At 64.3% G+C, this 21,217-nt stretch carries 18 protein-coding genes; 12 read left to right on the top strand and 6 right to left on the bottom strand.

Going from position 1 to position 21,217, the window contains the following annotated elements; all coding sequences use genetic code 11:
• Nucleotides 1-27: 27 nt before the first annotated feature.
• Both F8G81_RS22720 and F8G81_RS22715 read right to left on the bottom strand, forming a co-directional pair.
• Nucleotides 28-882 carry a hypothetical protein gene (locus F8G81_RS22720; RefSeq protein ID WP_267276874.1) on the bottom strand — a complete coding sequence of 285 codons (855 nt, stop codon included), beginning with the start codon at nucleotides 880-882 and terminating at the stop codon, nucleotides 28-30.
• A gap of 224 nt (nucleotides 883-1,106) precedes the next feature.
• The gene (locus F8G81_RS22715) at nucleotides 1,107-1,664 is read right to left on the bottom strand and encodes an NAD(P)H-dependent oxidoreductase (RefSeq protein ID WP_267276873.1); all 558 of its coding nucleotides are present in this window, start codon (nucleotides 1,662-1,664) and stop codon (nucleotides 1,107-1,109) included.
• 124 nt (nucleotides 1,665-1,788) lie between these two features.
• Here F8G81_RS22715 and F8G81_RS22710 point away from each other — a divergent pair, with 124 nt between their 5' ends.
• From F8G81_RS22710 to F8G81_RS22685, 6 genes are all read left to right on the top strand, one after another.
• Nucleotides 1,789-2,394 (top strand): TetR/AcrR family transcriptional regulator, encoded by a 606-nt coding sequence (locus F8G81_RS22710; RefSeq protein WP_267276872.1) that lies wholly within the window; start codon nucleotides 1,789-1,791, stop codon nucleotides 2,392-2,394.
• Between the two features lie 362 nt (nucleotides 2,395-2,756).
• Nucleotides 2,757-3,740 (top strand): ABC transporter permease, encoded by a 984-nt coding sequence (locus F8G81_RS22705; protein ID WP_267276871.1) that lies wholly within the window; start codon nucleotides 2,757-2,759, stop codon nucleotides 3,738-3,740.
• A 2-nt stretch (nucleotides 3,741-3,742) separates the two neighbouring features.
• Entirely contained in the window at nucleotides 3,743-4,717 is a 975-nt protein-coding gene (locus F8G81_RS22700) for an ABC transporter permease (protein WP_267276870.1), read from the top strand.
• Entirely contained in the window at nucleotides 4,714-6,951 is a 2,238-nt protein-coding gene (locus F8G81_RS22695; RefSeq protein WP_267276869.1) for an ABC transporter ATP-binding protein, read from the top strand. Before F8G81_RS22700 ends, F8G81_RS22695 begins: the two co-directional genes overlap by 4 nt.
• 52 nt (nucleotides 6,952-7,003) lie before the next feature.
• On the top strand, nucleotides 7,004-8,722 hold the full coding sequence (locus F8G81_RS22690; protein WP_267276868.1) for an ABC transporter family substrate-binding protein: 1,719 nt from the start codon (nucleotides 7,004-7,006) through the stop codon (nucleotides 8,720-8,722).
• 205 nt (nucleotides 8,723-8,927) lie between these two features.
• A complete protein-coding gene (locus F8G81_RS22685) occupies nucleotides 8,928-9,995 on the top strand; it encodes a Gfo/Idh/MocA family oxidoreductase (protein WP_267276867.1) in 1,068 nt (355 codons plus the stop codon).
• 103 nt (nucleotides 9,996-10,098) lie between these two features.
• Here the strand turns inward: F8G81_RS22685 and ald are convergent, their stop codons facing one another.
• On the bottom strand, nucleotides 10,099-11,217 hold the full coding sequence (ald, locus tag F8G81_RS22680; RefSeq protein WP_267276866.1) for an alanine dehydrogenase: 1,119 nt from the start codon (nucleotides 11,215-11,217) through the stop codon (nucleotides 10,099-10,101).
• Nucleotides 11,218-11,451: 234 nt separating this feature from the next.
• Between ald and F8G81_RS22675 the strand changes: the two genes are divergently transcribed.
• Nucleotides 11,452-12,672, top strand: a complete 1,221-nt coding sequence (locus tag F8G81_RS22675; RefSeq protein WP_267276865.1) for a PucR family transcriptional regulator — start codon at nucleotides 11,452-11,454, stop codon at nucleotides 12,670-12,672.
• A 95-nt stretch (nucleotides 12,673-12,767) separates the two neighbouring features.
• Here F8G81_RS22675 and F8G81_RS22670 read toward each other — a convergent pair whose 3' ends face one another.
• Entirely contained in the window at nucleotides 12,768-13,103 is a 336-nt protein-coding gene (locus F8G81_RS22670) for a hypothetical protein (RefSeq protein WP_267276864.1), read from the bottom strand.
• Nucleotides 13,104-13,146: 43 nt separating this feature from the next.
• Nucleotides 13,147-13,596 carry a helix-turn-helix domain-containing protein gene (locus F8G81_RS22665; RefSeq protein ID WP_267276863.1) on the bottom strand — a complete coding sequence of 150 codons (450 nt, stop codon included), beginning with the start codon at nucleotides 13,594-13,596 and terminating at the stop codon, nucleotides 13,147-13,149.
• Between the two features lie 48 nt (nucleotides 13,597-13,644).
• Here F8G81_RS22665 and F8G81_RS22660 point away from each other — a divergent pair, with 48 nt between their 5' ends.
• Complete coding sequence (locus tag F8G81_RS22660) at nucleotides 13,645-14,427, top strand: alpha/beta fold hydrolase (RefSeq protein ID WP_267276862.1); 783 nt, start codon at nucleotides 13,645-13,647, stop codon at nucleotides 14,425-14,427.
• Between the two features lie 93 nt (nucleotides 14,428-14,520).
• On the opposite strand, the gene ptsP is transcribed toward F8G81_RS22660, so the two are convergent.
• On the bottom strand, nucleotides 14,521-16,206 hold the full coding sequence (ptsP, locus tag F8G81_RS22655) for a phosphoenolpyruvate--protein phosphotransferase (RefSeq protein ID WP_267276861.1): 1,686 nt from the start codon (nucleotides 16,204-16,206) through the stop codon (nucleotides 14,521-14,523).
• A 161-nt stretch (nucleotides 16,207-16,367) separates the two neighbouring features.
• Between ptsP and F8G81_RS22650 the strand changes: the two genes are divergently transcribed.
• From F8G81_RS22650 to F8G81_RS22635, 4 genes are all read left to right on the top strand, one after another.
• Nucleotides 16,368-17,096: a TetR/AcrR family transcriptional regulator gene (locus tag F8G81_RS22650; RefSeq protein WP_267276860.1), complete on the top strand. Its 729-nt coding sequence runs from the start codon at nucleotides 16,368-16,370 to the stop codon at nucleotides 17,094-17,096.
• A 142-nt stretch (nucleotides 17,097-17,238) separates the two neighbouring features.
• Nucleotides 17,239-19,320 (top strand): PTS mannitol transporter subunit IICBA, encoded by a 2,082-nt coding sequence (locus tag F8G81_RS22645; RefSeq protein ID WP_267276859.1) that lies wholly within the window; start codon nucleotides 17,239-17,241, stop codon nucleotides 19,318-19,320.
• Entirely contained in the window at nucleotides 19,320-20,483 is a 1,164-nt protein-coding gene (locus F8G81_RS22640; protein WP_267276858.1) for a mannitol-1-phosphate 5-dehydrogenase, read from the top strand. Before F8G81_RS22645 ends, F8G81_RS22640 begins: the two co-directional genes overlap by 1 nt.
• 146 nt (nucleotides 20,484-20,629) lie before the next feature.
• Nucleotides 20,630-21,154, top strand: coding sequence for a GNAT family N-acetyltransferase (locus F8G81_RS22635; RefSeq protein WP_416377155.1), 525 nt, complete (start codon nucleotides 20,630-20,632; stop codon nucleotides 21,152-21,154).
• The last annotated feature ends 63 nt before the right edge of the window (nucleotides 21,155-21,217 follow it).

Raw genomic sequence — 21,217 nt, 5'->3', positions numbered from 1 at the left:
AGTAGGAGCGGGGACGTTTGGGGGACGTTACCGGGGACTGAGGGTCTCGGCCAGGCCCACGCCGTTCACATAGATTTCCGCCCGGATGGCACCCACAGAGGAGACTGCAGTCTGGGTGAGCTGGGCTTCTATCCGGGGGACGTCGCAGCTTCCGCCGGGCCGGAGCGTGCCGGCCAGATAGACCGTTACCGTGGTTCCGTCGAAGCTGCCTGCCAGGAAATTTAGCTCGGAAGCGGACAGTGAGTTGTAGAGACCGCCAACCGGGGCACTGCCATCAAGCAGGGCCCGGATCGCAGCCGGCAGCGGCTCCGTCGAGCCGGTGGTCGCCCGGCGGACGCCCACCAGGCTGTCGTTGCAGCCAAAACGCACGCCGCTGCTGCCGCCGTCGTCAAGGAGCACGTAGTAGGCCGTGACCGTCTGCATCCCGGCAGTGTCGCCTGACGGAGGCGGCGCGGGCTCTCCGGGAGCTGCGGACGGGCTGGTGCCGGGAACAGGAGCAGTGCCCGGCGCAGCCTGTCCATGGCCTGGGCTCCCGGCACCGCCTGCTGAACCGGGCGTGGTACCGCCGCCAGGTTCAGTGGTTGCGGCGCCGCCCGGCGATCCGCTGCCTGGCGAGCCGGGACCCGATGAACCCGGCAGGGTGCCGGAGGACACTGGAGTGTCGGGGGACGTGGTGTTTGCTGGATCGCCATGCGCCGGAGTTCCGGCCGGAGGTGCCACCTGCGGCTGCGGGGCAGGAACCAGCGGAGCGCCCTGGCTGGTTGATTGCCCGTCGGCTGCTGTGTCCGCGGGAGACCCGGATCCGGCAACGCAGGACGCCAGCCAAAGCGGCAGAAGCAGCAGCGTTACTGCCTTCGCCGTGGCACTACGTCGTTTAGCCATGCCTGCACCGCATTCCCGTCCCGGTGGTTCCGTGTATTAACGTTACGGCGGCCCGGTGCCGCGGAGAATGCCGGGGCGGTACCGGTTGGGACAAGACTTGGTCACGCTTTTCGTTGCGGCGCTCCGGGGATGCACGGAGGGATAACAAATGCCCCGGCACCTTGCGGCGGCCGGGGCATTTGCAGCTTGTTGTGAGGAAGCTCTGTTCTGAAGAAGCTGGGTGGTTAGGCGACAGGCTGGGCAGCGGCGAGGGCGTCGAAGACACCCTTGATCTGCTCGATAACCTCGGCGTCGTCCTTCGGGTGCAGTTCAGCGAAACGGACCATGGAGCCCGGAACGGCCAGCTTGGCGTCCTCGAGCACGTTGGCGCCTGCGATGCCCACTGCCTTGCGTGCCTCATCCTGTGCCCAGACTCCACCGAACTGGCCAAACGCGGTACCGACGACGGCGGTGGGCTTTCCGGTGAGGGCGCCTGCACCGTACGGGCGGGACAGCCAGTCGATGGCGTTCTTCAGGGAAGCGGGCACGGTGCCGTTGTGCTCGGGCGTAACCAGCAGCAGGGTGTCGGCTTCGTTGGCGGCGGCGCGGAGAGCGGCGGCTGCGGCAGGCACCTGACCCTCGATGTCGATGTCCTCGTTGTAGAACGGGATGTTGCCGAGGCTTTCGTGGATGATCACGTCCACGTGCTCCGGGGCGTTCAGCTGGATCGCCTCGGCAAGCTTGTGGTTGGTGGACTCGGCACGAAGGCTGCCGACGAGGGTAAGGACGGTGCTCTTGCTCATAGGAACTCCTGAAGGTCGGGCTGCGGCGGGGCCGCGAACCGTTTGACGGGGGAGGCTGTTGGGGCCTACACGTGCTAAACGGACCGCGGTCCGGTTAATATTCCCGGGGTCTAGAATGTGGACTGTGAGCTTCATCCCATTGCGGCCCGGGTCCCTGGCCGGCACCCACGAACGCAGTGATGCCGCGCGGAACCGCGAACGCCTGCTGGGGGCAGCCCGGGAGCTGATTGAGGAGTGCGGCCCTGACGGGCTCACCATGGACGGACTCGCCGAACGGGCAGGTGTGGGCAAGGGGACGGTCTTCCGCCGGTTCGGCAGCCGGGCCGGACTCATGATCACCCTCCTGAGTGACGCCGAGGCGGATTTCCAGGCCCGCTTTATGTTTGGCCCGCCGCCCCTGGGCCCCGGCGCGCCGGGGATGGAGCGGCTCATTGCGTTCGGCGTCGAACGGATATCGTTTGTCCTGCAATACGGCGAGCTGGCGCGCGCGGCCGATAAGTCAGTCCACAACCGCTTTGACGTGCCGGCGGTCGGGCTGTGGCACCGCCACATCGAGCACCTGTTGCGCGAGGAAGGCGTGGAAGCGGACCCGTGGCTGCTGGCTATGTCCCTCAGCGCAAGCCTGGATCCGGAATGGGTGCTGCATGCGGTCCATGTCCACGGCGTCACCACTGAGCGGCTCGCGAATTCATGGCGGGAACTTGTCACACGGGTTGTGCGCGGGGCGTAGATTACGCCCGGATTGGCTGAATCGTCCAGTCAAATCAATTCCACAGAAAAATTCATAACAATCTGATACGGGGCATCGGATTTACGCTCTTCTGTCAACATTTCAACCGCTACTGTGTGGTAGTTTCCTCTGGAATGTGACCCGCAACATAGTCCACCAGGGCCTGGCCTGCAAAGGCCGCGGGAGGCCGGCTACCCGCTGGTGGAATACCCGGAAGTGGCGGAGCACCCCCTGCCTCGCCGGGAAACGGAAGGATCAGCTCGTGATTGTTGTTCAGGCCAAGGCCCCCGCGGCACAGCATCGGCCCCCCGTGGGGTATCCGGACGGTCTGCCGGCGGCGACGATACAGAAGTAGCGGCCACATGCTCAGATACCTTGCCAAGCGTGGCATCACGTATCTTCTGATGATCTTTCTGACCACCTCGGCCGGTTACTTCCTGGCAGTTACCTCACTCAAGCCGGCCCTGCTGGAGCAGGAGCGCATACCGCGCCCAACCCCTGAGCAGGTTGCCAACTCCATGCGCCTCAAGGGCCTGGATCCCGGTCTCAGTCCCTGGGAACGCTATGTGGACTGGCTAACGGGCATCGTGACCCGCTGGGACTGGGGCCGCAGCCCCAACGGTGCCTTTATCAACGCTGAGTTCGGCGACAGGGTGTGGATTTCCACCCGGCTGTTCCTGGCATCCATAGTCCTGACACTGGTCATTGGAGTTGCCCTCGGAGTGTACTCGGCGGCGCGCCAGTACAAATTCCAGGACAGGGTCATCACCTCCTACAGCTATCTCGCGTATATCGTTCCGGCACCCATCGCGTACTTCCTGGTGCAACTGGGGGCCATCAACATCAACGAGACGGTGGGCGAACGGATCTTTTTTGTCACCGGCATCTCCACCCCCGGTATGGAGCCCGGCTGGGCGCAGTTCATTGACATGCTGGCCCATTATGCGGTCCCCACCATCGCCATCACCCTGGTGGGCTGGGGTTCCTACCAGATCGCCCAGCGGCAGTATCTGCTGGACAACGTCAACGCAGACTTTGTCCGTACCGCCCGCGCCAAGGGGCTCACCCGCAACCAGGCCATTACGCGGCACGCCCTGAGGGTGTCATTCATCCCCGTGGCCCAGAGCATCGCCTTCACCATTCCGGCCATCTTCGCCGGCGGCTTCTTCGCCGAGAAAATCTTCGCCTGGCCCGGGGTCGGCTCCTGGAGCATCGATGCCATCTCGCTGCAGGACGTCAACGCGGCAACGGCCACATTGGCCTACGGCTCTGTGATCTTCGCCCTCGGCGCCATCCTGGCTGACTTCGCCACCACGCTTGTTGACCCGAGAGTGAGGGTTCAGTAGCCATGACCAACCTCAATGCAGTGGATCCGGCGGCAGCCGCGGAGGAAGCACACCTGCAAAACGCAGATGTGATGATCGCCAAATCCACCATCATCTTCCGCCGGTTCATGCGGAACAAGACGGCTGTTGCGGGCCTCCTCATCTTCCTCGCGCTGACCGTGTTCTCCTTTGTCGGGGGATACCTGACGCCGTGGGACAAGGAGACCATCGATCCCTTCAACATCGGCATGCCGCCCTCAGCTGACCATTTCCTCGGGACGTCGCAGGCGGGCATCGATCTGTATGCCATGACCGTGGAGGGGACCAGGATCTCCATCCTCATTGGCCTGATCGTTGGTCTTGTCTCCGTCCTCATCGCTGCGGTCTACGGCTGCACCATGGCGTATTTCGGCGGCAAGGTGGACAAGGTGATGCTCTTTGTCCTCGAAGCGCTCATCATGATGCCTGCCCTGCTGGTGGTTGCAGTGGCCACCAGCGGCGGTGGGGAGGGCCTGAAAAAGAGCCTCCCCAGCTGGCTGCTCCTCATCATCGTGCTCCTCGTCTTCAGCTGGATGGGCACCGCCAGGCTGATCCGTTCCCTCTCGATGTCCCTGATGCAGCGTGACTACGTCAAGGCCGCCCAGTACATGGGTGTGCCGCCGCGGCGGATCGTCTGGCGGCACCTCGTTCCCAACATCGGTTCCCTCCTGGTCCTGGACGTCACCCGAGGAGTCACCGGCGCCATCCTTGCCGAAGTTGCTTTCTCCTTTATCGGCATCGGGATAAAGGTGCCGGATGTGAGCCTGGGGGTCCTGATCGGCGGCGCTACGTCCCAGGTCCAAACCTTTCCCTGGATGTTTTGGGTTCCGCTGACAGTGATGTTCCTCCTGACCGGATCGCTGGCCATGATGAACGATGGCCTGCGGGACGCCTTTGATCCCAGCTCCAGTTCCATTGGCAAAGCCAGGAAGAACAGCACAAAGAAGAAGAGCGCATGAGCAGCGAGACGTACATCGAACCGGCGGATTCCACCCCGTCCACAGCTGAACGCCTGCACATTGCCGGGCTGCACATGGCGGGTGACGCCGTCCTGTCCGTCCGGGACCTGAACGTCCGCTTCAACTCCGAGAACGGCGTGGTGCACGCCGTCCGTGGCGTTGACTTCGACCTGATGGCCGGCAAAACGCTGGGAATCGTGGGGGAATCCGGGTCCGGAAAATCCGTCACTTCGCTGGCCATCATGGGCCTTCTACCGCCCACGGCAGAGATCACGGGTTCCGTCCGGCTCAAGGGCATGGAACTGCTGGGCCTCAGTGACAAGGCCATGTGCGCCTACCGCGGAAACGACATTGCGATGGTGTTCCAGGACCCGCTGTCCTCCCTGACGCCGGTCTACACGGTGGGCACCCAAATCACGGAAGCACTGGACATTCACAATCCAGGCATGAGCAAACAGGCGAAAGAAGCCCGCGCCGTCGAACTTTTGGCGATGGTGGGCATTCCCAGTCCGAAGGACAGGCTAAAGGCGTTTCCGCACGAGTTCTCCGGCGGAATGCGGCAGCGGGTGATGATTGCGATTGCCATCGCCAACAATCCCCGCGTGCTGATCGCGGATGAGCCGACGACGGCCCTGGACGTCACCATCCAGGCCCAGGTGCTGGAGGTTCTTCATAAGGCCCAGGAGGAAACTGGTGCCGCCGTAGTGATGATCACCCACGACCTCGGGGTGGTGGCCGGCATGGCGGACGACATCATGGTCATGTACGCGGGCAAGCCGGTGGAAGCGGGCGGCGTCGATGACATCTACTACAACCCGCGGATGCCATACACCATGGGCCTGCTCGGGGCCGTGCCCCGGGTTGATGTAGCGGAGAAGACGTCCTTGGTCCCCATCGAGGGCATCCCGCCGAACCTGATCCACACCCCTACCGGATGCTCCTTTGCGCCCCGCTGCCCGCTGGCAACAGAGGCATGCCTGGACGGTGAACCTCTCCTGGCGCCGGTGGCCGGCGGCCCAGGCCACCGGGCTGCCTGCATCAAGTCCGATTCCCTGGGCGCGGATGCGGACGTCCTTGAGATCTTCTCTGCACCGCCGGTGCCCGTATCCCGGTTCGACCTCATTCCCAGGGAAGAACGCTCCACCGTCCTCCAGCTAAAGGACGTGCGGAAGCATTTCCCGCTGACGAAGGGGGCGCTGCTCAAAAGGCGCATCGGCACCGTGAAAGCGGTGGACGGCCTGAGTTTCGATATACGCGAAGGGGAATGTTTCTCCATTGTGGGGGAATCGGGTTCGGGCAAAACCACCACGCTGCTGGAAATTATGGAGTTCCATAAGGACCAGGACGGCGAAGTGACAATTGGCGGCATCAGCAATAAGGAAGCCGCCGACGCCAAAACCAAAAGCGCCATGCGCAAAGAACTCCAGATGGTTTTCCAGGACCCCACCGGCGCCCTGGATCCGCGGTTTACGGTGTACGAGGTCCTGGCGGAGCCGCTCCAGAATGCAGGCTTCTCAAAATCGGCCATCAAAAAACGCATCATGGAGCTGATGAACCTTGTGGGCCTGCAGCCGGACCACGTCAACCGGTTCCCCAACCAATTCTCCGGAGGGCAGCGGCAGCGCGTGGGCATAGCCCGGGCCCTGGCGGTGAACCCGAAACTGGTGGTACTGGACGAGCCCGTGTCCGCCCTCGACGTCTCCGTCCAGGCCGGGGTCATCAACCTGCTGGACAAACTCCGCGCCGAGCTTGGCCTCAGCTACCTGATGGTGGCCCACGACCTTTCCGTGGTCCGCCACATCTCCAACCGGGTGGCTGTTATGTACCTGGGGAAGATCGTGGAGATCGGTGAGGTGGACCGTGTCTTTGACAATCCGCGCCATCCGTACACCCGGGCCCTGCTGTCCGCCATTCCTGTTCCGGACCCGCAGCTCGAGCGCACGCGGGAACGGATCATTCTGCAGGGAGACCTGCCGTCGCCACTGGATGCACCCAAGGGCTGCAACTTCGCCTCCCGGTGCCCGGTGTTTGCCGCGCTGCCCCAGGTCAAGAAGGAAAAATGCCTCAGCCTGGAGCCCCCGCTGGAATCCGTACGCCACTCTGCCGCTGTCCGGGCCCTTGAGGCAGGTCCGGTACCGCCGCTGGACCAGCAGTTCGCCTGCTTCTTCCCGGACGGTGAACTCGACGAGGACATGCTGGTTGTCCACGATCCGGGGGACCACCGTGCGCCCTAGTTTTTTTCGACCCATCACAAGCACCACCACTCGCACCAATGAAGGGAATACCATGAAGAATCTGACCAGGATTGGCGGGGTGGCAGCCGTAGCTGCGGCTCTGGCGCTGACGGCCTGCGGGGGCGGTGGCACACCTACCGGACCGGAGACGGCCAAGGGGCAGGAGGCCGGCAGTGACCTGTCCAAGCTGATCAGCATCAACGAGAAGCCCGCGGCGGACCTTGAGCCCGGCGGCAAGGTGACACTTCCCCTGGGCAGCATCGGCCCGGACTTCAATGGCTTCTCCAACAACGGCAACAGCTCGGACAACTCGGCCCTGATGGTCCCCATCAACACTGTGGCCGTGAGCAGCGGCGGCATTGGTGGCTGCTGGAAGCTCGACTTCGAGGGCAAGGCCACCCCTAACAAGGACTTCTGCGAGTCAGTGGAGAGCGAAGTCAAGGATGGCAAGCAGACCGTCACCATCAAGGTCAATGACAAGGCCACCTACAACGACGGCACACCGATCGACGTCAAGGCCTTCCAGAACACCTGGAACATCCTGAAAAGCCCCGACGCCGGCTACGACATTGTGACCTCCGGTGCCTACGAGTTCGTTGAATCGGTGGAAGCCGGCAGCAGCGACAAGGAAGTCATCGTCAAGATGAGCCAGCCGGTGTACCCGCTGGAGGACCTCTTCTTCGGCCTGGTCCACCCGGCCGTGAATACACCGGCAATCTTCAACGAAGGCTTTGTGGGTGAAATGCACCCCGAGTGGATGGCCGGCCCCTTCAAGCTGGACCAGTACGACGCCGCAGCCAAAACCGTCACCCTCGTTCCGAACGAGAAGTGGTGGGGCAACAAGCCGGTGCTGGAAAACGTGGTCTTCCGCCAGCTCGAAACCAGTGCACAGATCGCCGCCTTCAAGAATGGTGAAATCGACGCGATGTCCGCCAACACCATCGCGCTCTACAAGCAGCTCGACGGCACCAAGGACTCCGAGGTCCGCCGTGGCCAGCGCCTCTTCGCGGGTGGCATGAACATCAATGCCCAGAAGGTCACGGACGTAGCCGTGCGTGAGGCAATCTTCGCGGCGGTGGACCGTGAGGCCCTCCGCAAGGTGCGTTTCAACGGCCTGAACTGGGAGGAGCCCAGCTCCGGTTCCATGATGCTCCTGCCGTTCTCTGAGTACTACCAGGACAACTACCCCGTGAAGGAGACAGGTCCGGAGGCAGCGAAGAAGGTCCTGACCGACGCCGGCTATACCCCGAACGCGGCCGGAATCATGGAGAAGGGCGGTGTCCCCGCTGCGTTCAAGATCAGCAACTTCGGTGATGACCCCACCACGCTCGCCTTCACGCAGACGCTGCAGAAGCAGCTGCAGGCCGGCGGCATGGATGTTGGAATCGACCAGCGCGCCTCAGCCGATTTCGGCAAGGTCATCGGCGGCCGCGACTTCGACATGAGCGTCTCCGGCTACACCGTGGGGGCGGACGCCACGTCAGCCGTCAAGCAGTACTACGATTCCAAGACCAATGAGAACGGTCTGGGCGACGCAGAGCTGGACAAGAAGATCGCTGATCTGGCGTCCATCGAGGACAACGCTGAGCGAAACAAGGCAGCCATGGAGGTGGAGAAGGAGCACATGGCCAAGTACTTCTCCATGGGTGTGGTGATGAACGGCCCGCAGATCTCCTTCGTCCGCAGCGGTTTGGCCAACTACGGCCCGTCCCTGTTCCAGAGCCTGTCCCAGGTACCGGACTGGACCACCCTGGGCTGGGAAAAGAAGTAGCTCCCCTGCAACGCTCTCTCACTTGTTGCAGGTTTTTCTCCAACGCTCTCTCACTTCCGGCGGGTCACCTGCTGGAAGTGAGAGAGCGTTTGGTTTTAACGCGTAGGGAGTGAGAGAGCGTTTGGTTTTAACACGCAGGAAGTGAGAGAGCGTTTGGTTTTAACACGCAGGGAGTGAGAGAGCATACGGGGGGTAGCGTAGCCCTATGGCCGGGACTGAAGCTGAACGCACTATCCGCACCGCCGTCGTCGGCTACGGGCTTTCCGGGAGTGTCTTCCATGCGCCCCTGATTGCGGCAGACGACCGCTACTCGCTGGCAGTCATCGCCACGTCCGACGCCGGGAGGCAGGCCGCCGCCGGAGAGCGGTACCCGGGCGCCAGGACAGTGCCCGACGGCGACGCCGTGGTTGCGCTGGCCGGGGACCTTGACCTGGTGGTGCTGGGCACTCCGCCCTCAACCCACTATCCGCTGGCCAAGGCTGCGTTGGAGGCGGGCCTGGACGTAGTGGTGGACAAACCTTTCGTCGTGCGAAGCGGCGAAGGGCAGGAGCTGGTTGAACTGGCGGACCGGCTGGGACGCGTGCTGACCGTGTTCCACAACCGGCGCTGGGACGGGGACTTCCTGACCCTGCAAAAGCTGCTCGCGGTCGATGCCCTGGGCGCTGTGACAAGGTTTGAGTCCCGCTTTGAGCGGTGGTCACCGGCAATTTCCAAGGCTTGGAAGGCGCAGGCGTCAGCGGCCGACGGCGGCGGAGTCCTGTTTGACCTCGGCTCGCACCTGATCGACCAGGCCCTGCAGCTCTTCGGGCCGGCTGCCGTTCTCCATGCCGAGCTTCTGGCCCGGCGTCCGGACGAACGGGCGGAGGACGACGTGTTCCTGGCGCTGCGCCATGCCTCAGGCGTCATAAGCCACCTGTCCATGAATGCGCTGTGCGCCCAGCAAGGTCCCCGCTTCCGCGTGCTGGGCTCCGCGGCAGGTTTCACCAAGCATGGGATCGACCCCCAGGAACCGTACATCGTGGCCGGCGGCAGTCCGCTGGCCGCCGAGTACGGGGTTGAGGCTGCCGAGTGGGCCGGATCCCTGGGCCGCGACGGCCACCTGGGCGCCCTCCCCACCGAGCGCGGCGCCTACCCGGAGTTCTACCGCATCCTCGCAGAAAAAATCCTCGACGGCGGCACAGCCTCCCTATTGCCACTCCCAGTAAACGCGGAAGACGCCGTCGAAGTCCTCAAACTAATAGAACAAGCACGGGAACTGGGCTCGGCGCAGTAGGGCAAATAACGTCGGAACGGCAGCCATCCAGAAAGCGTGCGTCAAAGCGACGAAGGAGCAGCACGCGTTGGATGGCTGCCGTTCAGACGGCAACAATGTGGAGTTAGGCAGAGACCAGTTCGTGCCAATCCGCCACGAGGGGCAGGTTGTGCGCCTCGGATACGGAGTGGTGGGCCACGTGGCCGGCGGCGATGTTGAGGCCGGCGGCGAGGGCGGGGTCGCGCTCGAATGCGGCCCGGACGCCCAGGTTGGCCAAGGCGACGCCGTACCGCAGGGTGACGTTGGTCAGCGCATAGGTGGATGTATTTGGCACGGCGCCGGGCATGTTGGCCACGCAGTAGAAGATGGTGTTGTGCACCTTGTAGGTGGGCTCCTGGTGCGTGGTGGGGTGCGTGTCCTCGAAGCAGCCGCCCTGGTCCACGGCGATGTCCACCAGCACCGAGCCGGGCTTCATGCGCGCCACCAGCTCGTTGCTCACCAGCTTGGGGGCACGGGCGCCCGGGATCAGTACGGAGCCGATCACCAGGTCGGCGTCCACCACCGACTTCTCCACTTCGTACTTGTTGGACGCCACGGTCTTCAGCCTGCCCTGGTATTGGGCGTCCAGTTCACGGAGGCGGTTGATGTTGATGTCCAGGATGGTGACGTCGGCGCCCAGGCCCAGCGCCATGGCGGCAGCGTTGGTGCCGGCAACCCCGGCGCCGAGGACCACAACCTTGGCGGGGCGGACTCCCGGGACGCCACCCAGCAGCACGCCCTTGCCGCCGGCCGGGGCCATCAGCGACGTTGCGCCCACCTGCACGGAGAGGCGGCCGGCGACTTCGGACATCGGCGCAAGCAGCGGAAGGGTGCGTCCCTCCTGAACTGTTTCGTACGCGATGGCGGTGACGCCCGAGTTGATGAGTTCGCGGGTCAGTTCCGGTTCCGCGGCGAGGTGCAGATAGGTGAACAGCACCAGGCCCTTGCGGAAGCGGTGGTACTCAGCCTTGATGGGTTCCTTGACCTTCATCACCATGTCTGCGCGGGCCCACACGTCGTCAGCTTCGGCGATGATCTCTGCGCCGGCGATGGCGTATTCCTCGTCGGTGATGCCTGAACCCAGGCCCGCCCCACGCTCCACCAGGATGGTGTGGCCGTGGGTGCGGAACTCGTGAACGCCGGCGGCGGTGATGGCCACGCGGAATTCGTTGTTCTTGATCTCTTTAGGGATACCGATGATCATTGTGGGCTCCAGGTTCGCAGGCGGGGTAGGCCTGAAATTGGGGGTTAGGTTGTGATTCCACAATAAATCCGGATGTGAGCCAGTCGACAGAAAAGGTCAGAAAGCGCGAAGGAAAAACCCCGTGATTCCGGGCTTCCGCTCCGCTGTGGCTCGACATTTGTACAGCGCCGGGGCGTCAGGTGTCGCCTCATGTTCGTTGGCCCATTTCCGTCCAAAAGCAGTAGTGTTGCCCGCATGCAGCAGCAGGATGTGGAACAGCTTGTGGAGCGGGTTGCCCGGAAACTAGGGCGCGGACTTTCCCTGGAGGATCTTGACGGCCTGCTGCTGGCATACAGCTCCAACCAGTCCCACGCCGACCGCGTCCGGGTCAACTTCCTGCTGAGCAAGCGGGTCCCCGCTGACGTCAGCGCCTGGCAGCTTTCGCACGGCATTGCGACGGCGGTCCGGCCGGTGGTGGTCCCCGCGAATCCGGATCTGGGGATGCTGGGCCGGGTCTGCGTTCCGTTGATGGTGCGCGGTTTCCGCGTGGGCTACCTGTGGGTCCAGCAGGACTCAGCGGAGGAAAACCCGACGGCGATTCTTACCCAATTGCCTGATGTGGGCCATGAGCTGGAGCTGCTCTCCGGGCTGCTGCTGGAATCCAATACTGCCGAATCCGAGTTCCGGCGCAGCAGGGAACGGGAATTCCTCGCCGCGTGCTCCGGCGAGGCCAATGCGGTGGCTGCGGTGGCCGGCTGGAAAGAAATCCAGGGCCGGGGACCATGGCAGGTAGTCACCGTGCTGGATGCCGACGGCTGGGCCGGCAGTTCTGATCCGATCGCTTCCACACTGATTCACCGGTCTGCTGCCCTCCAAGCCACCGTGGGTGTGGACGCAGCCCTGTTCAGCGCGGGTACGGAAACCCATTCCGTGGTGCTGTTCCAGGAATCTGTGGGCCGCGCCAACCACGCCCAGGTGCTGGTGCACTACCAGCTGGAACTGGCCAAGCGCTCCGGCCGACCGGTGGACCGCATCATCCTTGGCATCAGCGAAGGGTTTGCCAAGCCGCGCGAACTGGGTGAGGCGTACCGGCAGTCGAAACAGGCGGCCCAGGCCGCGGCGGTGGATCCTCAGCTCGGCGAGCTTGTGGACTCCCGGGCCACAGGGATCTACCAGCTGCTGGCAACGGCTGGCGGCGGAGCCGGTGCCTGGGCGGACACAGCATCCGTCTACTTTCGCATGCTTGAGGAACACGACCGCAACGGCGAGCTCATCCCCGTGCTGGAGCTGTTATGCGACAACGATGGCTCCGTCCAGGATGTGGCCGGCAAACTTCACCTTCACCGCAGCAGCATCTATAACCGGCTGGGCCGCATCCGCCAGCTCCTCGGCGTCGATCCGCTCAAGGGGATGGCCCGCCTTGAACTCCATGCGGCCCTGAAGATGCGGCGCTGGGCAGCCCGTCCCCGGATCTAGCGGCCGGGAGGCGCGCCGGTTTGTCAGGAGCAGCGGTTATCAGGCGCAGTGGCTCTCAGGCATACAGGGTCAGGAACAGGGACCAGGAAATGACGTCAGGCCGCATTGCCCTCGTGTTTTGATTGCCCGCCGCTGGATTCGTCCTGCCCGGCTTGGGGCTGGTGGGAAATATCCTGGTGCGGCGTGGAGGCAGTGTCCCGCCCAGGCTCCAAGGAGGTGGCCTGTTTCAGGGAAGCCGCCTGCTGCAGGGTCAGGGCCTCACGGCGGCGGCGGGTAAGCGCGCTGTCGGTCCACATGGCCACGGCAACAAACACGACGCAGCTGGACATGACTATGGACGTATTGTTCAGCTTCATGGCGGACCCCAGCACGGCAGCAACCATCATGGCGGCGATGCCCGCCACCACGTGCAACCCTCTGAATTTCGCCACGAATAAAGCGTAACCCCGGCCAGTGGCCTGTTTCAGGGCTTGATCAGGATCGTTGCTTGATCCTTATCACTCCGTCACCCGGCGCCGGGTGCGCCGTCATTTCGCTGGACTGCTGCGTTGCCTGCGCAGTTTTCTTCTGCTGGTCCAGCCACGCCATGATGGCGGCCAAGCGGATTCGCCGGTGCGTGCCGCGGTATTCCACCGGGATCTCGCCGCGGTCCGTCATGTTCCGCAGGTAGGTGTGGGAGATGCCGGCAAGTTCGGCGGCCTGGGAGGTGGTCAGCATTTCTTCGACGCTGCTGACGGTCACCGCTTCTCCCCTGCTGAAGCGGCTGAGGAGATCGACGACGGCGTCCCTCGCCTGGGGCGGGAGCCTGTGGACGGTGCCATCCACGAATACTGTGATGTCATGGCTGCCCTGAAGGGCGCGCTGCAGTTTCTCTGCGTCCTCGGCCGGCAGGCCGGCCGTCATCCTCGGGGCGATCAGTGCCATGCGCTCAAGCCTATCCCTGCGCCTTCAGACAACGGGTATGCTCGCCAGATGAAACTCAGTGGTGGCCGGGACGTGGAGTCCGGTGGACTGACCGGGCGGGTGTATGCGTCCGTGGACCACAAAAACGACGGCCCGCGGCCAACGTACGTGCTGCTTCACGGAATCGGCGTCTCACACCGCTACCTTGCCCGGCTGCATCTTGAGCTGGCCCTCTCGGCCAACGTCTACACTTTTGACCTCCCGGGATTCGGCGACGCACCACGGCCGCGTCGGCAGGTGCCGGTAGGCGAGTATGCAGCCTTTGTGCACACCGTCCTGACCGAGGCTGGGGCCGGGCCGGTTGTGGTTATTGGTCACTCCATGGGCGTGCAGTACGCCGTGGAACTCGCGCTGCAGGAGCCCGCCTCTGTTGCTGGCCTGGTACTGATGGGCCCGGTGGTGGACGACGATCGAAAGTCCGTGCCATGGCAGGCGATGGCACTGGCCCGCGATGCCCTGTTATGTGAGTCCCTGTCCTCGAACATCATCGTATTCTCGGACTACTTCCGTGCCGGGCTGCGCTGGTACCTCACGGAGCTGCCCGTGATGATGGAATATCCGCTCGAAACAAGGCTGCCAGGCGTGAGCCAGCCTGTACTGGTGATGCGCGGAAGCAAGGACCCGGTAGCCCGCCGTCCCTGGTGCGAACGCCTGGCATCCACGGCACCGCGGGGGAGCCTGGCCGAAGTTCCCGGCGTGGGCCACGTCCTCCAGCACACCGCGACGGCGGCGACCGCGGCCGCGATCAGCAGCTGGGTACGGGCGGCGGACGGCTTCGGTGTGACCGCCTGACCCGGCGCTCTAGCTCCCGCCGGACGCGTCTGACCGCCCGGACCGGCCTGGCCGCCCTGGCGCGTCTGACCGCGCGGCCCGGCGTTACCGCCGTCAGAGACCGAGTTCTTCCAGGACGGGCAGTTTCTCCCGCACCCAGGCCCGCGCCTCATTGGCGCTTGGCGCGGACAGCGCAAGTTTGGCCAGTTGCTGCGCCTCCGCGAGGGTAACTGTCTTCAACACTGCCGCCACCGCGGCCAGGGACCGTGCCGTCATGGACAGCGTCGAAACCCCCAGGCCGGTGAGGACGACGGCGAGGGCAGGATCCGCTGCCGCCTCACCGCAGACGCCGACAGGTTTGTTGCTGCCTTCGGCCCGGGAACCTTCAACAGTGAGGCCAACCAGCCTCAGGACGGCAGGCTGCCACGGCGTGTTCAGGTTGGCGAGCGGGCCGAGCTGACGGTCGGCCGCCATGGCGTACTGGGTGAGGTCGTTGGTGCCCAGGCTGGCGAAGCCCACCTCGCGCAGGATGGCCTCTGCCGTCAGGGCCGCGGAAGGAACCTCCACCATAACGCCCGGAGTCTTGATGCCGGCATCTGCGCACATGGAGGCAAAACGGGCAGCTTCCTCGGCCGTCGAGATCATGGGGGCCATGACCCACACGTCCGCCTCGGACTGCTTCTCCGCCAGTGCAATGGCCTCCAGTTGGCGGTCCAGGACGCCAGGGGTGGTGAAATCGGTGCGGTAGCCTCGGACGCCCAGGGCGGGATTGGGCTCGGTGGAGTCCGTCAGGAAGGGGAGTGGCTTGTCGGCGCCCGCGTCGAGCGTGCGCAGCACAACCTTCTTGCCGGGGAAGGCATCAAAAACCTTCTTATAGGCGACGGCCTGTTCTTCGACCGAGGGTTCGGTGTCCCGTTCGAGGAAGCAGAACTCGGTGCGGAACAGGCCAACGCCCTGCGCGCCCAGCTTGGCCGCAGCCTCGGCATCCTTGCCGCCGCCCACATTGGCGAGCAGCGGCACCAGGTGGCCATCCGCCGTCGCGCCCGTGCCGCTGAACTCGGCCAACAGCGAAGCCGTGGCCGCCCATGCCTCCGCTGCGGCACGCAGTGATTCGTCCGGTTCAGAGACGACGGTGCCCGCGGCACCATCCAAATACACTTCCAAGCCGTCCGGAAGTTCGTCCACGCCCACTGCGGCGACGACCGCGGGAAGGCCAAGGGAGCGGGCGATGATGGCGGTGTGTGACTGGGGCCCGCCGCCCGACGTCACTAGGGCCAGGACCTTGTTCGGGTCCAGGGTGGCGGTGTCGGCCGGAGCCAGGTCCTCGGCCACTAGGACAAAGGGAGTGCTGGACGTGGGGATGCCCGGTGCGGGAACGCCCCGCAGTGCGGCGACGATACGGGCCCGGACGTCCAGGACGTCGGTGGCGCGTTCTGCCATGTAGCCGCCCAGGTTGTGGAGCATTTCCGAGACGGAGGACCCGGATTCCCAGATGGCGCGTTCGGCTGATACGCCGCGGGCGACGAGCTTGGCGGCACCCTTGATCAACATGGTGTCCTTAGCCATCAGTGCCGTGGCTTCCAAGACTGCCTTGCCGTCGCCGGTGGCATGCGCGGCTCGCGCTTTGAGCTCGTCATGCACGGCCTGGGAAGCCGACTTGAGCGCGGCCGTGGCTTCCTCGGCGGAGGTTTCCGCGGCCAGCTGCTCTCCAGCCGGAGGTTCGCTGATCGGTTTGGGCATCTGCCGGATGGTGCCGATGATGCGGCCGGGGCTCACGCCTACTCCTGGGAAGTTCTGCACTGAAGGTCCTCATTCTCTGCCGGTAGCCAGGCCCGCCAAGGTTGTCCCGGCGCCATGCCGGGGGCCGCCGCACCCGGGTGGTGCGGCGGCGGAAACGCGCCTGAAAAAATTGTATGTGATGCAGTTCATATAGCAACGCTATAGGTGATAGGGTAGCGGCTATGAGTTTGGATGGCCAGCTTCCCCCCAAAATGAGACTGCTGCGTGCGGCGGCCGAATTGCTGGCAAACTCTGCGGGGGCTCCCGTTTCCACCCGCCAGATCACCCAGCTGGCGGGCGTCACGGCGCCCACGCTGTACCACCACTTCGGTGACAAGGAAGGTCTGTTCGACGCCGTCGTCGCCGCAGGTTTTGAAGAGTATGTTGCGGGCGAGAGGGACTTCGCCCCGTCCGGGCACCCGCTGGAAGATATCCGGCGGATGTGGGACAACCACGTACAGTTCGGCCTCAACCAGCCGGAACTCTACTTGGTGATGTTCGGCAATATCCGGCCTGAAAGCCGCCCCGCCATCGTGGCTGATGCTGAGGCGCTGATGGAGGAGATGCTGAACAAGGCAGCAATGGCAGGCCAGCTCAATGTCCAGCCGCGGGAGGCAGCCAGGTCCATCCTGGCCGCGAACGTGGGTGTGACGCTCATGCTGATCGCGGAACCCGCCACCGAACGGAACCTTGAACTCTCCACCATGACCCGGGACGCCATGATTTTTGCGGTGTCCGCCGAGCAGTCCGCCGGTGCGGGCCCGGATGACTCCGGGAAGTCCTCGGTAGTGGTGGCAGCGATTGCCCTGAACGCCGCGCTTCAGTCATCGCACTCCGACCAGCTCTCCAGCTCCGAACTCAAACTCTTCCTCGAATGGCTGCACCGGATCTCGTCCAGCTCCAACGGCTAGTCAGCGCCCGCAGCCAGGCAGCTTCACCTTTTGCAACGGCGACACCTCACATCGGCGACACCTCACAACGGCAACAGCGAACACAGTTGCCGTCACCATCGGACATCCTGCGGAGCAGCAGGAATCACGGTTAGGAAATCACATGGCAACAGAGACAGTTGCAAAGCCTCGCACCAGCATGCGGGTAGGCGTCCAGAAATTCGGGACGTTCCTGTCCGGCATGATCATGCCCAATATCGGGGCGTTCATCGCCTGGGGCCTGATCACGGCGCTTTTCATCGAAAAGGGCTGGATTCCCGTTCCCCAACTGGGCGGCTATGGCGAGACGAACGGTGTCAAAAATGTTGGCCTGGTTGGCCCCATGATCACCTACCTGCTGCCGCTGCTGATCGCCTACACCGGCGGCCGGATGGTCTACGACGTCCGCGGCGGCGTCGTGGGTGCCATCGGCACCATGGGCGTGATCGTGGGTGCCGGCATCCCGATGTTCATCGGCGCCATGATCATGGGCCCGCTTGGCGGCTGGACCATGAAGAAGATCGACTCCCTCTGGGAAGGGAAGATCCGGCCCGGCTTCGAGATGCTGGTCAACAACTTCTCTGCCGGTATCTGGGGCGCCCTGCTGGCCATGCTGGGCTTCTATGGCATCTCCCCACTGGTCACCGCCTTCAGTACCGGAGCAGGCAACGTGGTGCAGTTCCTGGTCAATAACGGCCTGCTGCCGCTGACCAGCATCTTCATCGAACCCGCTAAAGTGCTGTTCCTGAACAACGCCATCAACCACGGCGTGCTGACCCCGCTGGGCATCCAGCAGTCCCTTGACCAGGGCAAGTCCATCCTGTTCCTGCTCGAAGCCAACCCCGGCCCGGGCCTGGGTATCCTGCTCGCGTACATGTTCTTCGGCCGCGGCATTGCAAAGGCCTCCGCCCCCGGTGCCGCCATCATCCACTTTTTCGGCGGCATCCACGAAATCTACTTCCCGTACGTCCTGATGCGTCCGCTGCTGATCCTGGCATCGATCGCCGGCGGCATGACGGGCATCGCCACACTGGCCATCACCAACGCAGGCCTCGTGGCGCCCGCGGCTCCGGGTTCCATCATTGCGGTGCTCGCCCAGACCTCCCGTGACAGCTACGTCGGCGTGATCCTCTCCGTGGTGCTTGCCACCACCGTTTCGTTCCTGGTTGCTTCCGTGATCCTGAAGACCACCAAGCACAGCGACGAAGTGGACCTCAGCGACGCCACGTCCAAGATGGAGGCGATGAAGGGCAAGAAGAGCTCCGTCGCCTCGACACTGACCGGTGCCGGTGCGGGAGCCGCTGGCGGCGTGGGCACCGCTGTGATGGCAGGTCCCATCCGAAACATCGTGTTCGCCTGCGACGCCGGCATGGGATCCAGCGCCATGGGCGCCTCGGTACTGCGGAACAAGATCAAAGCGGCCGGTTTCCCGGACGTCAAGGTCACCAACGCGTCCATCGCCAGCCTGAAGGACGACTACGACGTGGTGATCACCCACCAGGACCTCACCGAACGCGCCAAGCCCGTCACGTCCAGCGCCGCGCATTTCTCGGTGGACAACTTCATGAACAGCCCGCGGTACGACGAGATCGTTGAGCTGGTCAAGGAAAGTAACACCGAGGGAACCCCGCAAAGGACGTCCGACGCCGGCGCTCCCGCGGCCCATGGTGCCCATGCAGCTGATGTTCCCGCCGGAACTGCGGCCGGAACCGCTGCCGCAACGGGAACCGCTGCCGCAGCCGGGGGCGCTGCTGCAGGTCCCGCCGTCGGACGTTCTGAGATCCTGTCACCGGACAGCGTGATCCTCAACGGCACCGCCACTACCCGCGACGCCGCGATCGACGAGGCCGGCCGGCTCCTGCTGGCCCGGGACGCCGTCGACGAGGGCTACATCACCGCCATGCACGAGCGCGAGGAATCTGTCTCCACCTACATGGGCAGCTACCTGGCCATCCCGCACGGCACCAACGCAGCCAAGGACCACATCAAGAGGTCCGCGGTTTCCGTGATCCGCTACCCGGACGGCATCGACTGGAACGGCAAAGAGGTGAAGTTCGTGGTGGGCGTGGCCGGCATCAACAATGAGCACCTCCACATCCTGTCCTCCATTGCAAAGGTCTTCACCGACAAGGCCCAGGTGGCCCAGCTCGAAGCGGCCACCACTGTGGATGAAGTGCTGGCGCTGTTCGGAAAGGTCAACTCATAGTGAAGGCGGTACATTTCGGAGCGGGCAACATCGGCCGCGGCTTTGTGGGCCTCCTGCTGCACCAGGCCGGGTATGAGGTGGTTTTCGCAGATGTCGCCGACGACCTCATCAACCAGCTCGCCGCGGCGGACAGCTACGCGGTTCACGAGGTGGGCGAGAACCCCACAGTCAGGACGGTAACCAACTTCCGCGCGCTGAACTCCAACACCCAGGAGGCGGAGCTTGTTGCAGAAATTGCGACGGCGGATATCGTCACCACCGCTGTGGGGCCGCAGGTCCTGAAGTTTGTGGCACCGGTGATTGCCAGGGGCATGGTTGCAAGGGGACCAGAACTGGCTCCGCTGCAGGTCATGGCCTGTGAGAACGCCATCAATGCCACAGACATCCTGGCCAAGGAAGTGGCTTCCCAGCCGGGCGCCGCCGCCGGGGCGCTGGACGGCAAAGCGGTGTTCGCGAACACCGCAGTGGACCGGATCGTGCCCAACCAGGAACCCGGACAGGGCCTGGACGTCGCGGTGGAGACGTTCTACGAGTGGGTCATCGACCGGACGCCCTTTGCCGGGGCAGCACCGGGCATCCCCGGGGCCACCTTTGTGGACGAGCTTTCGCCCTACATCGAACGGAAGCTCTTCACGGTGAATACGGGGCACGCCTCGGCGGCCTACTTCGGCTTTGAGGCAGGCCTGGAGAAGATCTCGGACGCCATGGCTGACCAGGATGTGGCCGAAGACGTGCGGGCGGTCCTGGAGGAAACCAAGCAGCTCCTGGTGGCCAAGCACGGCTTCAACAGCGACGAGCAGGAAGCCTACGTCCAGAAGATCCTGGTCCGGTTCTCCAACCCGCACCTGCCAGACACTGTGCATCGGGTGGGCCGCGCCCCGCTGCGCAAACTCAGCCGGAACGAACGCTTCATCAGCCCGGCGGCTGAGCTGGCCGAACGCGGGATCGTGCCGGAGGCCCTGCTGGGCGCCATCGCCGCCGCACTGCGCTTCAACGATCCCGCCGACGCAGAGGCCACGGAACTGGCACAGATCCTGGCGTCGTCTTCTCCTGACGCGGCAACGGAGAGGATCACCGGCCTGGCTCCCGGGCACCCGCTGTTTGCTGCTATCTCCACCCTGGTGGAGGAACGCCAGGCGGAGGTGGCCAAGGCCCCGGCCTGACCTCCTCCCGACGCTCTCTCACCTTGGCGGCTTTTGGCGGAAGCCTTCCCCGCACGACGCCGGCGCTCACCCCGAGTGCCGGCGTCGTGCGTTTCTGCTTTGGCTCGGCTTTTGCCTCCCGGCTAATCCGGATATGCAATGCTGGGCTGGTGACCCAAAACCCAGGTGCCCTCTCCGCTTTGCTGACTGCTGATGTCGGCGGCGGTACGTTCCACCTCCGCCGCGCCCTGCGGACCGATGTGGCGGCCATCGTTGGACTGCTCGCCGATGATGCGCTGGGTGCCTCCCGTGAAAGCGCGGAGGATCTGGCGCCCTACGAGGAGGCCTTCGGGGCGATCGACGCGGACCCCAACCACTTGCTGGTGGTGGGCGAGCTGGTGCCTGACGGCGAGGCGTCAGGGCAGGTGGTGGCCACGTTCCAGCTGAGTTTCCTGCCGGGAATTTCACGCCGCGGTTCGTGGCGTGCCCAGATTGAGGCTGTCAGGGTAGCGGCAAGCCTGCGCGGCCAGGGGATCGGCAATCTGATGGTGAACTGGGCCATCGAAGAGTCACGGGCACGCGGCTGCACCACAATGCAACTGACCACCCACAAGACGCGCAAGGACGCCCACCGGTTTTATGAGCGCCTTGGGTTCGATATGAGCCACGAGGGCATGAAGCTCACGCTCTAACTTTCCCAACTAGGTAGCAGTAAGTGTCGTTATGAGCCCTCAAAACGACACTTACTGCGACCT

Source organism: Arthrobacter sp. CDRTa11, assembly GCF_026427775.1.
GTDB lineage: Bacteria > Actinomycetota > Actinomycetes > Actinomycetales > Micrococcaceae > Arthrobacter.
The sequence above is the reverse complement of the archived record's forward strand: the minus strand, read 5'-3'. Positions and strand labels throughout refer to the sequence as shown.